Annotated in this window: 13 protein-coding genes and 1 tRNA gene; 4 read left to right on the top strand and 10 right to left on the bottom strand. The window is 33.6% G+C overall.

The window, feature by feature from the left end; all coding sequences use genetic code 11:
* Positions 1-26: 26 nt before the first annotated feature.
* The 8 genes from ispE to FC80_RS00035 form a co-directional block, all read right to left on the bottom strand.
* Complete coding sequence (gene ispE / locus FC80_RS00070) at positions 27-899, bottom strand: 4-(cytidine 5'-diphospho)-2-C-methyl-D-erythritol kinase (protein WP_057828113.1); 873 nt, start codon at positions 897-899, stop codon at positions 27-29.
* Positions 900-1,032: 133 nt separating this feature from the next.
* On the bottom strand, positions 1,033-1,275 hold the full coding sequence (locus tag FC80_RS00065; RefSeq protein WP_057828112.1) for a Veg family protein: 243 nt from the start codon (positions 1,273-1,275) through the stop codon (positions 1,033-1,035).
* Between the two features lie 94 nt (positions 1,276-1,369).
* The gene (gene rsmA / locus FC80_RS00060; protein ID WP_057828111.1) at positions 1,370-2,266 is read right to left on the bottom strand and encodes a 16S rRNA (adenine(1518)-N(6)/adenine(1519)-N(6))-dimethyltransferase RsmA; all 897 of its coding nucleotides are present in this window, start codon (positions 2,264-2,266) and stop codon (positions 1,370-1,372) included.
* Positions 2,256-2,819, bottom strand: a complete 564-nt coding sequence (rnmV, locus tag FC80_RS00055; RefSeq protein WP_057828110.1) for a ribonuclease M5 — start codon at positions 2,817-2,819, stop codon at positions 2,256-2,258. Before rnmV ends, rsmA begins: the two co-directional genes overlap by 11 nt.
* Positions 2,816-3,583 carry a TatD family hydrolase gene (locus FC80_RS00050; RefSeq protein ID WP_057828109.1) on the bottom strand — a complete coding sequence of 256 codons (768 nt, stop codon included), beginning with the start codon at positions 3,581-3,583 and terminating at the stop codon, positions 2,816-2,818. The genes rnmV and FC80_RS00050 overlap by 4 nt, the downstream gene beginning before the upstream one ends.
* Positions 3,584-3,705: 122 nt before the next feature.
* Entirely contained in the window at positions 3,706-5,736 is a 2,031-nt protein-coding gene (gene metG / locus FC80_RS00045; protein WP_057828159.1) for a methionine--tRNA ligase, read from the bottom strand.
* 111 nt (positions 5,737-5,847) lie between these two features.
* A complete protein-coding gene (locus tag FC80_RS00040; protein ID WP_057828108.1) occupies positions 5,848-6,801 on the bottom strand; it encodes a hypothetical protein in 954 nt (317 codons plus the stop codon).
* Positions 6,788-8,065, bottom strand: a complete 1,278-nt coding sequence (locus tag FC80_RS00035) for a hydroxymethylglutaryl-CoA reductase, degradative (protein ID WP_057828107.1) — start codon at positions 8,063-8,065, stop codon at positions 6,788-6,790. The genes FC80_RS00040 and FC80_RS00035 overlap by 14 nt, the downstream gene beginning before the upstream one ends.
* Positions 8,066-8,159: 94 nt before the next feature.
* On the opposite strand from FC80_RS00035, the gene FC80_RS00030 reads away from it, so the two are divergent.
* Complete coding sequence (locus FC80_RS00030; RefSeq protein ID WP_057828106.1) at positions 8,160-8,888, top strand: hypothetical protein; 729 nt, start codon at positions 8,160-8,162, stop codon at positions 8,886-8,888.
* Positions 8,889-9,138: 250 nt separating this feature from the next.
* On the opposite strand, the gene FC80_RS00025 is transcribed toward FC80_RS00030, so the two are convergent.
* Both FC80_RS00025 and trpS read right to left on the bottom strand, forming a co-directional pair.
* Positions 9,139-10,077, bottom strand: a complete 939-nt coding sequence (locus FC80_RS00025; protein ID WP_057828105.1) for a Ppx/GppA phosphatase family protein — start codon at positions 10,075-10,077, stop codon at positions 9,139-9,141.
* A 32-nt stretch (positions 10,078-10,109) separates the two neighbouring features.
* Positions 10,110-11,123 (bottom strand): tryptophan--tRNA ligase, encoded by a 1,014-nt coding sequence (trpS, locus tag FC80_RS00020; RefSeq protein WP_057828104.1) that lies wholly within the window; start codon positions 11,121-11,123, stop codon positions 10,110-10,112.
* Between the two features lie 328 nt (positions 11,124-11,451).
* On the opposite strand from trpS, the gene helD reads away from it, so the two are divergent.
* From helD to FC80_RS00005, 3 genes are all read left to right on the top strand, one after another.
* Positions 11,452-13,710, top strand: coding sequence for an RNA polymerase recycling motor HelD (gene helD, locus FC80_RS00015; protein WP_057828103.1), 2,259 nt, complete (start codon positions 11,452-11,454; stop codon positions 13,708-13,710).
* 106 nt (positions 13,711-13,816) lie between these two features.
* Positions 13,817-13,889: transfer RNA gene (locus tag FC80_RS00010), tRNA-Thr, on the top strand.
* A 289-nt stretch (positions 13,890-14,178) separates the two neighbouring features.
* Entirely contained in the window at positions 14,179-14,772 is a 594-nt protein-coding gene (locus FC80_RS00005; protein ID WP_057828102.1) for a sigma-70 family RNA polymerase sigma factor, read from the top strand.
* The last annotated feature ends 98 nt before the right edge of the window (positions 14,773-14,870 follow it).

Genomic DNA, 14,870 nt, shown 5'->3' with positions numbered 1-14,870 from the left:
TCGAAGTACCAAAAGATAGCTACTCATTACTCTTTAGGACTGCTTAAATTGCATGGACGTACAATATAAACTTCTTCACAAAAACCCTTCAAACTATTGTAGACACGCTGTGCTCTTGAATGTTTCGAACATAGCCCAAACACTGTAGGACCACTACCTGTCATTTGGGCAACACTTGCACCAAATTTTATCATTTTTTCTTTTAACTTGGCAATTTCTGGAAGCTCTGCTGTTGTTAATTCTTCCAACGTATTTCCCATCGCATCAAAAAGTTGTGGCACTTGTTGCTTCTTTATTGCTTTAACAACCCTGTCCACATCTTGATGGTCTAAATCAGAATAAGATATTTTTTTCAAAATTGTCGGTGTTGATATGCTTGCCCTTGGCTTAGCAATTACAATCCACATGGAAGGTAATTCATTTAAAGGTGTAATAATTTCACCTTTTCCAGTCACCAAGGCTGTTTCACTAAAAACACAAAAAGGGACATCAGAATCAATTGATAATCCAATTTTTGCCATTTCCGTGCGTGTTAGATTTAACCTCCACAATTTATTTAAGCCACGCAAAACTGCCGCAGCATCCGCGGATCCCCCACCCATACCCGCTGCTACAGGTATATTCTTTTTTATTTTGATTCGTACCCCTTGATGACCGGCAAATAGCTGCTGCATTTTTTTTGCAGCTTGATATGCTAAATTCCGTTGATCCTGTGGTAAAAAACCTGCATCTGTTTCCACCTGGATACCTACAATATCACTTGCAGATTCAATTTTCACATAATCAGCAAGATCCACTGCAGTCATAACCATTCTCCACTCTGGATCACCATCAAGATGACGAAATGGAGTATCCAAAGATAAATTAATTTTGGCCGGGGCCTTTTCAATTATCTCCATCTTGTCACCTACCTACGTATTTTATATCTATTATACTTAAAATCATTACCTCTTGAAAAGTCTTTTTTGCACAAAAAAAAGCCTTGCAATAAATTCACAGGCTTGATTCCTAAATCAAAATATAAATTACTAGTTAAATACCTTCACCAAAATCAAGTTCGATGTTTTTTGTGAGGACATCTGTATAACTATAGGAAACTCTTTCAAAAGCATTTTCTTCTTGATTCAAGTCAACCACAAAAACAGCTGGATAAGTTTCACGTAATATTCCATGCCGTTTCACAGTTTTTTTCCTACCAGTTTGTGCAACAACAGTCAGCCTCTCTCCGATACAACTATCAAGCTTATTTTTGATTGTAGCTAATGTTAATGGCATTGTCTTCACCTCTCCTGTGAAACATATTATATCATAGTTTCACAAAAAATGCAATTATACCACAACACATCCATTAAATTCAATTAAAAAACCATTATTTTTCAATGATTTTAACTTCAATCAACTTATTAGTCAATGAAATAAATTCATCAATATTAAGTCTCTCTGCTCTAATTTGTGGGGAAATTTGTAATTCTTCTAAGACATTCTGCATTTTTTCTCTTGTCTTTGGTTCTTTTCCAAAAATCCCTTGTAAATTGTTCCAAAGACTTTTACGTCTATGAGCAAAACAACCTTTTACTAGTGAAAAAAAATCTTCTTCTGAATATGGTTCCAAATGCTTTTTCATCAAAGGTTCAAGTACCACAATTGCTGAATCAACATTTGGCTGAGGAACAAAAACTGTCCTTGGTACAATAAAAGACGTATGGCATTCCATCTGATATTGAACTCTAGTTGTTAAAGCACCATAATCTTTAGTACCTGGTTCGGCACTTAAACGATTTGCAACTTCTTTTTGCATCATCACTACGATTGCTGCAAACCGAATTTTGGAATCTAATAAATGCATAATAATTGGACTAGTAATGTAATATGGTAAATTAGCAACCACTTTTATTGGATGGTTGCCATCAAAATTTTTCTCAATTAAATCAGCAATATTCGCCTTCAAAATATCTTGTAAAATAACGGTGATATTATCATATTGCGCTAATGTCTCAGATAAAACCGGAATTAGCCGTTCATCAACTTCAAGTGCTACTACGTGATGTGCAACCTTTGCTATTTGTTCAGTCAATGCGCCTATTCCAGGGCCAATCTCAATCACGTCATCATTTTCTGAAACATTCCCAGCAGCAACTATTTTATGCAATATATTAATATCTGTTAAAAAGTTTTGCCCCAAACTTTTCTTAAAATTTAACCCATAAGTCTCCATAATTGCACGTGTTCTCAGCGGTGTAGCTATTTCTGGAACCTCACTTTTCATTTTTTCTTCCCTCCGTTTCTTCCAATGCATCCCTAAGTTTTTCTGGTGTAATCTGAAATAAATTCAAACGATTATATAGCTGTTTTCCATTTGTATATCCAATTTTTAACTTTTCACCTAACAAAGCTCTTTTTTTCTTGGCAGTTGGACCAGCTAATAGTCCCAAATCCCACAAATCTTCTCGTGTAATTAATGGCTCTGAATCTGGTACTTCCGTATACAAATTATTTAAAGCTTCTCTAATAGCTTCAACTGAAGCATGCTCAACGCCTAAGCTACCCTTAGCACTTGGCGCTGCATCTTTTTTTTTTAAAAAAGCATGTTTGACACCGGGAACTTCCCGCGTAATAATATTACGAATTTTTTCTCCTGAATAATCAGGATCAGTTAAGACAATTATGCCCCTTGTAGATTGTAATTGTTCAATCTGCTCAATTGTTTCATCATTAATTGCTGAGCCCCTTGTTTCTAAAGTATCAGCATTCACCGCTAACTTGATTCTTTTCGTGTCATCTTTTCCTTCGACAACTATAACTTCTTTTATCTTCTTCATTTTGTTCTTAAAATCTCCATCATATTTTGGTAAGTTTGCTTTGCTAACGACTCAACCGATACTCTTCTTAATTGTGCCAAAAATTCTATGGTATATCTTGTATATCCAGGTTCATTTCTTAGTCCTCTAAAAGGAATTGGTGCTAAATAAGGTGCATCCGTTTCAACTAGGATTCTATTTAAAGGTGTTGCAATAAAAGCCTCTCGCACTTCAGTAGCATTATTAAAAGTACTAACACCACTGTAAGAAAGATACATTCCCAAGTCAAGAAACTTCTTAGCCCAAGCTGCATCACCATTAAAACTATGCATGATGCCACCAATTGATTTTACGTCCTCTTCCTTTAATATTTGATAAACATCCATAAAAGCATCTCGATTGTGAATTGCAATTGGGACATTAAGTTCATGTGCCAATCTTATTTGAAGGCGCAATACTTTTTTTTGCAACTCATGGTCAACGTCACAATGATAATCTAGTCCAATTTCTCCTAGAACTTTCATTTTTTCAATTTTGAAATTCTCTTTAAGTTCACTAACAAATTTTTCGTTAAAATTTGGCGCATCTTCTGGATGACACCCAACTGCTCCATATATATTAGGAAAAATCGTGAGCATCCTTTTTAGTTTTTCCGTACTTACACTATCATAACCCACAACCAACATCGCTGTGACATCTAATGCCCTTGCTCGTTCAATAACATCTGGTATGTCGTTATCAAATTCTGGTGAATTAATGTGTGTATGCGAATCAAAGATTTCCATTTTTTACCTCCTTAAAAAAAAGACTGGTCAAATTAGTTCTTGAGCCAGCCATTTTATTCACTATTTATACTAAATTTTAGTTATATTGAAAATTCAACTACTCACATTGTATTTTCAATCTTCTAACCAATCAATGAGCCATTAGGAATATCTTTTGCTATCGTCAACAATTCAACTTTTTCACCATATTCAGCTGATAATAACATTCCTTGACTTAACTCTCCACGCATTTTACGCGGTTGTAAATTTGCGACAATTATCACTTTCTTGCCAACCAATTCTTCTGGATTAGGATACCATTTAGCTATTCCTGACAAAATTTGGCGAGGAGAAGCGTCACCCGCATCTAAACTAAATTTAAGAAGTTTATCCGCACCTTCAACAGATGAAACCGATAGAATCTCAGCGGCCTTTAGCTCAACTTTATCAAACTTGTCAAATCGGATTTCTTTTTTTGTAAGATTCAATTCAGACTCTTTCGTAACTTCTTCTTGTTTTTGCTTAGCAACCTCTGCCATTGCTTTTCTTCCCTTAGCCTTTTCATTTTTTGTCATTTTAGATTGGATATATAGCACTTCTTCTTCAACCTCTAATCGAGGGAATATTGGAGTAGCTTTTGCAATAACTTTAATATCCTTAGGCAAATCGAAATATGAAACACCTTTAATATTCATATTGTCCTTTGCCAAACCTAATTGTTCAAAAACTTTATTAGGTGCATGCGTTAATACTGGCTGCAATAAAATTGCAATTACTCGTAAACTTGCTACCAAATGTGCCAGTACACTTTCTAATTCAGCTTTTTTCTCTTGATCTTTCGCTAAAACCCATGGCTCAGTTTCATCAATATATTTATTAGTACGACTTACTAGTTTCCAAACCTCAGCTAAAGCATTCGAAAAACGCACACTATCCATTTCTTTTTGATACTCTACAATTGCTTGTTCTGCAATTTGTTCCAGTTCAGCATCAAAGAGCGTTATTTTAGCCTTTAACTCAGGTACTGTGCCACCATTATACTTATTAATCATTGCAACAGTACGATTCAGTAAGTTTCCTAAATCATTAGCCAAATCAAAATTAATCTTATTTACAAAGTCTTCCGGAGTAAAAACACCATCATTACCAAATGGAACTGATCTCATTAAATAATAGCGTAAGGCATCTAATCCATAACGCTCCACTAGCATTTCAGGATACACTACATTACCCTTTGACTTAGACATCTTACCATCTTTCATTAACAACCAACCATGTCCAATTACATGTTTTGGTAACGGCAAGTCCAATGCCATCAGTATAATTGGCCAATAGATTGTGTGGAAACGCACAATTTCCTTACCAACCATATGAATATCTGCTGGCCAAAACTTAGCAAATAATTCTTCATTCTCCGTACCATATCCCAAAGCAGTGATATAGTTACACAAAGCATCAATCCACACATAAATAACATGTTCCGGATTACTTGGGACCTTCACTCCCCATTTAAATGTTGTCCTTGTAATTGCTAAATCTTCCAATCCAGGTTTAATAAAATTATTTAACATTTCATTTTTACGTGAAACTGGAATAATAAAATCAGGATGTTCATCATAATACTTAGTTAAACGTTCAGCATATTTACTCATTTTAAAGAAGTAGCAAGCTTCCTTAACAAGTTCAACTTCATGCCCAGATGGTGCCTTTCCGCCAATCACCTTGCCATTTTCATCACGATAAACCTCAGCCAATTGTGATTCTGTGAAATATTCCTCATCCGAAACCGAATACCATCCAACATACTCACCTAGATATATATCGCCTTTTTCTAACAACTTCATGAAAATCTTCTGAATTGCCGCCTCATGGTAATCATCTGTTGTGCGAATGAATTTATCATTGGAAATCTCTAGTGTTTTCCAAAGCTTCTTTATTTGTAAAGCCATTTCATCAACATACGCTTTAGGTGATACACCTAATTCTTCAGCCTTTTGTTCTATTTTAAGTCCATGTTCGTCTGTTCCTGTAAGAAAGAAAACATCAAAATCTTGTAATCGCTTATAACGTGCCATAACGTCACACGCAATTGTAGTATATGAATTCCCAATGTGTAATTTCCCAGATGGATAATAAATCGGTGTTGTAATATAAAAAGTTTCCTTTGTACCCATTAATTCAAGTCCTTTCGTGCGGTCTTTCAGCATTTATGACCTATTTCCCCAATTTAATATAATTGTTAATTATTGCAAGTATATCATATTTTACGCCTTCAAATTTACAAATTAACGCTTTAAATACGGAATTTCAAATTTTTCAAAAAATTCCGCAACTTTTAATGCATACAAATCTTTGAAAAAAACATCTGTATTCTTTAAAGGTGCATTAATTATAAATGAATTTTGTTCGTTATATATCCCCAGCCCGATATAGGCAATTTTGTCTTGATAAACATCATGTAATTGTGAATTCTTCAAATTAAAAACCTGTCTGACTTCCAATTTTAATTGCCGTGCACTAATTATTGGTGTCAGTGTTATAAACTCACGTAAATTCATACCCATCATCCCGAAGTCATCAAGGCATTTATCAAACTGTGTAAATACACGAATTATTGCGCTATGCAGGCCCTGCATTCCTGATAGTTCTCTTTTTGTTGCAGCTTCAAAAAGTTGTTTTGCAGCAAGATAAGAACATGGATAGTTAGTCTCAAATACTTCTGCAACAGTCTTGTTTTCTTCTCCAAAAAAAACGATTGCATCAAACAATTGAATAATTCTCAATACTGTCTTTTCATCTGTTTTATTTTTTTTCTCTACATCGAGCGTTTGCACAATTCCCTGTAGATACATATCTTGGACTTCTTTTGAAAATAGTCCCATTTCACGTTGTAAATTATAAATTTCAAAATGCAAAATTGTATTATACAATTCAAAACCCGTAGCCAGTAAATTATTATCTAAGTTTTTGTTATTTGTTGTTAAATTAAATATGATTTCAGGAACATTATTAATCCTAGTTAACAAGTGCAGTAATTCATGAGTAACTGTATAATCAGGGCATGTGATATCATCAACTTGAATTACTAACGTACCCGCACTTAGATATTGTTGCGCCTGATCATGTCTAATATATCCTGCTTTTTCATTTCCATACTTAATTTCAATTTTATTAGGAAAGCCAATTTTTACTTTTTTCAATAAATCTTTGGTTTGTTCATTCAAATTAATGTCCGTCATTTTTTCCTCTCTTCCGAATCCCAGCAAGAATTGTTTTTGCACTAGCCAAGTCTCTTTTCCCTTCAGCTAACATATACTTTATAATTTCTTCTTTTTCTGTATCCTTAGCTCCTGCAGCAGTTACCAAAGATTTGAGTTGTAATTTCATATGACCCTTTTGAATTCCATCCGTTACCAACGCTAATAATGCCGCCAAGTTTTGGGCCAACCCAACAGAAACAATTACATTCTCAAGTTCATTTGCACTTTCCACATTCATTAATTTTTGATTCACCTTAACCAATGGAACTATTCCAATTGAACCACCTACAAAACCTATAGGAAGGGGCAGTTCAATTTCTCCACTTAAATAATTATCATCCACACTCCACGAACTAAGCCCCTTATAGCGACCATTTCGTGCTGCATACGCATGCGCCCCACTTTCAATTGCACGCCAATCATTACCAGTTGCCATGACAACTGCATCAATTCCATTCATAATTCCTTTGTTATGCGTTGTTGCACGGTAAACATCTAATTGTGCGATACGACTAGCTTGTGCAATTTTTTGTGCAATACTTTTTCCAGATACATTATCTTTTGAGAGCAATTCAAACGGAATCTTGCAACTTGCTTTTGCAATACACTCAGTTGCATAGTTAGATAATATCGACATTAAGATAACCTGTTGTAATTTATTCTTTATATTTAGCGCAACGGCTTCTAGCATTGTATTAATCATGTTAGCTCCCATTGCTTCTTGCACATCGATAGCAATATCTACTGAAATTAAATCATAATCAAGAATTCTTACTCTTAACCACTTTGCCCCACCTCCACGTTTTTTTAGTGAAGGATGTGCCTTGTTTGCTATTTCTAGTAAAACTTTCTCAAGTGATTTAAGTTCTTCACTAGTTTTTTTTACATCCGTTACTTCTTCCAAAATAATCTGCCCAATCATCATTCGCTCACTTGATTTCGCAAAAAAACCTCCTGCCTTTGCTATAATTGCTGCTCCATGACTACTCGCTGCAACTACTGAAGGTTCTTCTGTAACCATAGGTACTATATAATCTTTATTATTTATCAAATAGTGAAAAGCAATGCCTTCAGGAAAATGATAATCAGTTATATAATTTTCTATCATTGTGTCACCTAAACTCTTATTCACCGCAGAATCTCTCAAAAGTTGAGTTTGCACTGTATTAAGAGATTCACTTTGAATAATCTGTTTCATTCTCTCATCCCATGACTTTTGATAAAATTTCCCATAAATTTGCATAACTAAACTCCCTTTATACTGACATTTTACCCACATCTCATCTTTTCATTATATAATATTATCTATCAACATCACAAAGGAGTATCGTTTTATTATGCGAAAAAAATTTTTTATTGCTATCGCTATTATGGTTTTATGTATCTTTGCATTGGGGATAATTCATTCTTTAACCTCTAAAAAGGTAATTAAAGAGGAGTTAGCCGTAGCTATTGTCACTCAAAAAGGGGAAAATCCAAGAATCAAAACATTTAATAAAAGCTTCGGAAAACTTTTGGGAAAAGAGCTTAATAGGAAAATTTCATTAAAATACGTCTCACCTGTAGCAGCACATAAAAATAAAAAATCCTATGATATTATCATTGGTCTTGATAAAAAATCATCAACTTACTCATCCTCATACCTCTATGTTCCAAATGAATTAGTTACCCTTAAGAGTGAAGGAATCTCTAATTTATCTCATACCCCCCAAAAATTTTTAATTATGTCAAATATTGACTATCCAAAAAGTCTGACTCTCTCAGATATTAAGTTAAATATTGTTCGTATGCCATCAGCTTCAGCTATTTTAAATTCTGTGATGATGCATAATGGAAGAGGAGCAATTGTAAGCATCTTAGACTTCAATGAATTATCTTCAAAAAATATTGACTATTTAGAAAATCTCAAAACGAATCAAACAACACCACCATTATCTTCTCAAACCTATTACATCTACATTAATGATAACTTTAAGATTGAGAAAGCCTTTAAATCATTACAAAATTCACAAAAACTTGCTAAATTATCTTTTCGAGTACTCGGACAAGATTATACCAAGCAGTAATAATAATATTATTACTTACCACTCTAAATGAGAGACCATAATTTGTTCCGTAGCTTTCCTAGTAAATATCCCCTATGCAGACTTCTAAAAATAACTTAAATAACCCACAGCAAAAATTTGCTTATGGGTTATTTGAGTCATATTAAACTTTTCCTAGTTGACATTGCGCTTCGATTGTTTTTTTTTACTAAATATAAATAAATTCAAATTCTAAAAATTATGACTAGCCAATCTTTGTGCTACTACTAATTCAGCTTTTTTCATTAACCAATTGGTACAAAAAACCTTCACGCGCACCACTCTCAGAAAAAATTATTTTTGTACTATTTAAGCGTTCGAACAATAATTCTAATGGTGTCATTCCTGCTAAAATAATGTCTGCTCTTGCTTCTTCCATACCAGCAATATTCATGCGCTCTTTAATTGAACATCCAAGCAAACGTTCATAAATCTTTTTAAAATCGCCAACTGCTAACTCGTATCCATGGATATTGTCTAGGTCATTAAAACCCTTTTCAACACGATTAATTCTAGCAACCGTTCGATTACATCCGCCTAACAGAACTACAGGGAGTAACTTAGCCTGTTCCAACCACAATAAATTATCAAATAGCTTATTACTAAATTGTTTAAATTTTTCCATGTTTTGGATACTTATTAGTCCTGATTGACAGAATTTTTCACTCAAACTAACTGCACCATAGGGTAAACTAATAGATTCTTTTAAGTTAGTGTTTTTTACAAGTGCCAATTCAACACTTCCCCCACCCATATCTACAATTAAACAATCCTTTATATTGAGTGTCGAAGTAACCCCTAAATAATCGTAGTATGCCTCATCTTTTCCAGATAAAACACGTATCCTAGAGCCAGTCAAAGCTAGGACTTCATCAATAAAGATTTGACTATTGGAAGCTTCACGCACTGCTGCTGTGGCAATTGAAAAAACTCGATAATCCGAGTACTCCTGGTAAATCCGCTTAAAATATTTGATTGCATTAACAGTTCTTTTAATAGCTGCATGGGATAATTCCTTTTGATTGCTCTTCCCCATTCCTTCTGCAAGACGAGTTGTTTCCTTCAAACGTTTTATTTCAGTAAATTTGTATTTACTTCCAAGTTTTTGAATTTTATTAATAGATAACCTTACAGAATTTGATCCAAAATCAAGAACTACCAAATTTTTCAAGCCCATCCCTCCAACTATTTCCTTCAATGTGATTAACTAAAATAATTAACACCTATCGCAGCCCTAACTTCGCTTAATGTCTGTTCAGCAACTGCATTAGCTCTTTCACTGCCATCCTTTAAGATATCATAAACGCTGGAAATATCTTTTGCAAACTCTTCGCGTCTCTTTCTAATTGGGGCAAGTTTAGCTTCCAAAACTTCATTTAAATAACGTTTAATTTTAACGTCACCAAGTCCTCCAGCTTGATACGCTTCTTTTAATTGTGCAACTTTTTGCTTATCCTCATCAAAAATATCTAAATAAGTGAAAACCATGTTCCCTTCTATTTTTCCAGGGTCTTCTACATGAACATGAGAAGGATCTGTATACATTGACATGACCTTCTTTTTTAATGTTTCTGCATCATCAGATAGATAAATACAGTTGTTTAACGATTTGCTCATCTTGGCATTGCCATCCAATCCAGGCAATCTTCCTGCACCTTTTTCAGGAAACACCCCTTCTGGTTCAACTAGAATTTTTTGTCCGTAAATTGTATTGAAACTCCTTGCTATTTCACGGGCTTGTTCTATCATCGGTTCTTGATCATCTCCAACGGGAACTAAATTCGCTTTAAAAGCAGTTATATCAGCAGCTTGACTAACTGGGTATACAAAAAATCCCGCAGGAATAGACCGTTCAAAATTTTTTTGTTGAATTTCTGCTTTTACCGTTGGGTTACGCTCCAAACGTGAGACAGTCACTAAATTCAAATAATAAGTTGTTAATTCTGCTAAAGCCGGAATTTGTGATTGTATAAAAATCGTAGACTTAGCTGGATCTATGCCCACTGCAAGGTAGTCCAATGCAACTTCAATCAATGAATTACGAATTTTTTGCGGATCTCGAGCATTATCTGTTAGCGCTTGTTGATCTGCAATCATGATAAACGTATCATAGTCTCCAGTGTTTTGTAGTCGAACCCTATTTTGCAAGGATCCGATATAGTGTCCAATATGTAGTTTCCCAGTTGGCCGATCACCTGTTAAAATTATTTTCTTCATATTTATTGCTCCTTTCAAAATAAAAAGTCCCATTGCTAAAAAATAGCAATAGGACGTAATATGCGCGGTGCCACCTATTTTGCAGCTTATTAACTGCCTCTCAAACAACTATTATTAATATTTAGTTCTCCCAGCCCAATTCATTTAGTTTTTGTATCTTTCAGCACTTGATACATCTCTAATATTAACTAAACTACTCTTTCTGATCACCGAACAATTACATTTTACCGCAAAATTGTATTCCAAGTCAAAAGCTTCTTACATTGTTGTCTTGCATAGTTTATGATACCATTATTCTCTATTAAAGAGTTTGAAGAAGGAGATTACATTGGATAAAGAACATATTTTTGAACAAGAAAGAGTTAATCGAGTTGTTTCAATGATTTCAACTTCACTACAAAAAGCTAAAAATGAATACGATAATGCTAAACAGGAACGTTCTTCGGTTGAAAAAAACTATGTCCAAAATGCTAAAATCAATACATTTGAAGTTGATGATCAAATGGAAACAAATGCTGAAGTTCAACAGCAAAAACAATTAGTTGCCAAAAATGTCGAAACTGAAAACATTTTAGAACGCCAAATAAAGCTCTTAGCAGATTTAAAAAAATCACCTTATTTCGGACGCATTGATATCCATGAAGATGGTGAAACTTCTCCTGAAACACTTTATATTGGGACATCTTCTTTCAACGACGATACTGGTAATTTTCTAATTTACGATTGGCGAGCCCCAATCGCAAGCATATATTATAATGGTAATCTTGGGTATGTCAGCTATAATACTCCTCAAGGAAAACAGAATGCACAACTTCTAAAAAAGCGACAATTTAGAATTCAAGAAAGTAAAATTACTAACATGTTTGATACTAATGAAACTGTTGGTGATGAGCTACTCCAAGAAATGTTAGGTGAACAAGGCGACGAATACATGAAAAATATTGTTGCTACTATCCAAAAAGAACAAAATGATATAATCCGTGACACCAAACATGATTTACTAATAGTACAAGGTGTGGCCGGGAGTGGCAAAACCTCAGCCATTTTGCAAAGAATTGCTTTTTTACTCTATCATAGTCGTTCTGACTTAAACGCTGATCAAATCGTTCTTTTCTCACCAAATTTATTATTCAGCCATTATATTTCTGAAGTTCTTCCCAGTTTAGGTGAACGAAATATGCGTCAAGTTACTATAACAGAATTTTTTGCCCAACGTTTTGAAGGATTAAATGTCGAAACACTTTTTGAGAATTTTGAAAAGCACCAAATTAAACAGACTTCTGAAAAAAACATTAAAGAAACGGCTGAATTCATGCTTTCCATAAAAAAACAAGTTGAAAATTTAGATAATAAAGATTTACTTTTTAACAATCTGTTACTAGAAGACCAAATAATTTTCACAAAAAAAGAAATCTTATCTCTTTATTCTACACTGCCTTCTGCACAGCCCCACCATTTAAGACAATTTGAACTAAAAAATATTTTGATTCAAAAATTAAAACAAAAAATAAAAAAAGAACAATCTAAACAATGGGTTCTTGATAAAATCGATAGTTTATCAGAAGAAGAGTATTATTCCCTTTTAGGTGAATACAAAAGAGGTCGCTTTGACAACATTGAATCTGAAATAACTTATCTTAGCAAAAAAATAGTACAAACCAAATTTGAACCAATCTATGAAGCGATTTACAATAATTATTTTCTTGATATTTATCATCAATATGCAGAATTACTCAAAGTTTTTCTTCCCTTTGATCAAAAAAAATTTAATGATGAACTAGAACTTCACAGAATTCGATTAGAGGATTGTGCACCACTTTTGTACTTGCGTGATCAACTTACTGGTGAAGGGCAGAATCATTCAATCCATCATCTTTTTGTAGATGAAATCCAGGACTACTCGCTTGCACAAATTTATTATCTTCATGCAACTTTTCCTAATGCTCATTTAACCCTGTTGGGTGATAGTGAACAAGCACTATTCCATACTTTACAATCTTCAAATGAACTTATGACCTCACTTAAAGAAACAATTGCTCCCAAAAAGGCAAGAATGATTGAGCTTAACAAGAGTTATCGTTCAACTTTTGAGATTACTTCCTTCATGAAATCCTTATTACCGGATGGAAATAAAATTCAGGCCTTCACACGCTCAGGTCCATTACCTAAAGTTGTCATTACAAGCAAAAAAGCGGTTATCTCAAAATTAATTTTTGAAGCACAGCGACTTCTCAAGAATAACGAAACAGTCGCAATCATCACCAAAGATATTGTTACATGCCAATTACTGTTACATTCAATGAAGTCAAAAAATGCTCCAACCTTAATTAAAAACAGTGATCGTTCTTTACCAAAAGGTATTGTGCTCTTACCTATCTATTTAGCAAAGGGTCTTGAATTTGATGCTGTAATTGCTTATGAGATTTCAAAAGAGAATTATCCAAATGACAAGTCGCTTGGTATACTTTATACAATTTGTTCAAGAGCGATGCATGAACTTGTTTTAATAGGTGTTGAAAATGTATCACCCTTAATAACTAATGTTCCTAACAATTTATTTATCGTTGAACATGCAATCACACTTTAAAATTACTAATGTTATCTTTTTAATTCGTTACTAATTAAAGGATATTATTAAGTATATCTTGATTTTGCCAACTCAATATAATATACTATTTGAGTTGACAATTCTTGCCACTTTAGCTCAGTAGGTAGAGCATCACCATGGTAAGGTGGGGGTCACCGGTTCAAATCCGGTAAGTGGCTTTTATTAATAAAATCTTGCTAACTCAATATGCATGTTAGCAAATTGTCAGCTAGTCTATCAATTTCTGTTTAAATACCAAAAGCTAGGTCAACGAATAATTTGAGCTAGCTTTTTTTGTATACAGTTTTAGAAGTCAGCTTTTTTTCGCTTAATTTTAGATTATTTTGTTTATGTAATTCTTTTGCAAATTAATTTGATGATTTGTGAAGAACTTCTCTCAATAATTATTGAAACGTTGCTATCATTAGTGCTATATAAGAAATTAATTAGAATGGTGGCGTAAGCAAAATGACATACCCTTTAAGCAAAGATACTGTTGAACAGATTTTAAATATCCGTAATATGAGAAGCGATGAAGATTTTCAAAAATTATTTTTCCAGTATAGACCACTTGTAATAAAGTCTATCAACCGATATCACTTCAGATTTCATGAAATCGATGATTTGCTACAAGAAGCTAGAATTGTTTGCTACCAAGCTGTTTTAGCATATAATATCACTGGTAATATCACCTTTGGTAAATTTTATCAGCAAAGTCTTCAAAATTGTTTTTGTAGTCTTTTACGAAAAGAAAATGCAATTAAGAGGCAAAGTGATCGTTATGCAGAATCCTTCGAAAATGTATTAGAAACGCAAGGGGAATGTTATTCTAAAACTGCTATTTCTAATATTGTCCCTGAAAATGTCATCCTTATAAATGAGGCAATTGTTCAATTAGAATACTTACTTTCTGAATTTGAATACAAAGTTTTTTCACTGCTTTACTTCAAAAGAAAATCACCTGAGGATATTACTAAGATTCTTGATGCGCCACAAAATAAAGTAAATAGAGCCGTTACTAGATGTAAAAATAAACTCTCCGAAGAACTTTTTAATTCGTAATTTGGATATTAATTCGATGCCAAGTATATAAAATAAATCCGTGCAAATAAAAAAGACACTGACAATTATCAGTGTCTTTTTTATTTGCACGGCAACGT

Origin of the sequence: Liquorilactobacillus cacaonum DSM 21116, from assembly GCF_001436735.1 — a bacterium.
Lineage (GTDB): Bacteria > Bacillota > Bacilli > Lactobacillales > Lactobacillaceae > Liquorilactobacillus > Liquorilactobacillus cacaonum.
The sequence above is the reverse complement of the archived record's forward strand: the minus strand, read 5'-3'. Positions and strand labels throughout refer to the sequence as shown.

Excerpts from the sequence above, each read along its gene's own strand:
- ispE (WP_057828113.1), bottom strand. The coding sequence starts at position 899 with ATGGAGATAATTGAAAAGGCCCCGGCCAAAATTAATTTATCTTTGGAT.
- FC80_RS00065 (WP_057828112.1), bottom strand. The coding sequence starts at position 1,275 with ATGCCATTAACATTAGCTACAATCAAAAATAAGCTTGATAGTTGTATC.
- rsmA (WP_057828111.1), bottom strand. The coding sequence starts at position 2,266 with ATGAAAAGTGAGGTTCCAGAAATAGCTACACCGCTGAGAACACGTGCA.
- rnmV (WP_057828110.1), bottom strand. The coding sequence starts at position 2,819 with ATGAAGAAGATAAAAGAAGTTATAGTTGTCGAAGGAAAAGATGACACG.
- FC80_RS00050 (WP_057828109.1), bottom strand. The coding sequence starts at position 3,583 with ATGGAAATCTTTGATTCGCATACACACATTAATTCACCAGAATTTGAT.
- metG (WP_057828159.1), bottom strand. The coding sequence starts at position 5,736 with ATGGGTACAAAGGAAACTTTTTATATTACAACACCGATTTATTATCCA.
- FC80_RS00040 (WP_057828108.1), bottom strand. The coding sequence starts at position 6,801 with ATGACGGACATTAATTTGAATGAACAAACCAAAGATTTATTGAAAAAA.
- FC80_RS00035 (WP_057828107.1), bottom strand. The coding sequence starts at position 8,065 with ATGCAAATTTATGGGAAATTTTATCAAAAGTCATGGGATGAGAGAATG.
- FC80_RS00030 (WP_057828106.1), top strand. The coding sequence starts at position 8,160 with ATGCGAAAAAAATTTTTTATTGCTATCGCTATTATGGTTTTATGTATC.
- trpS (WP_057828104.1), bottom strand. The coding sequence starts at position 11,123 with ATGAAGAAAATAATTTTAACAGGTGATCGGCCAACTGGGAAACTACAT.
- FC80_RS00005 (WP_057828102.1), top strand. The coding sequence starts at position 14,179 with ATGACATACCCTTTAAGCAAAGATACTGTTGAACAGATTTTAAATATC.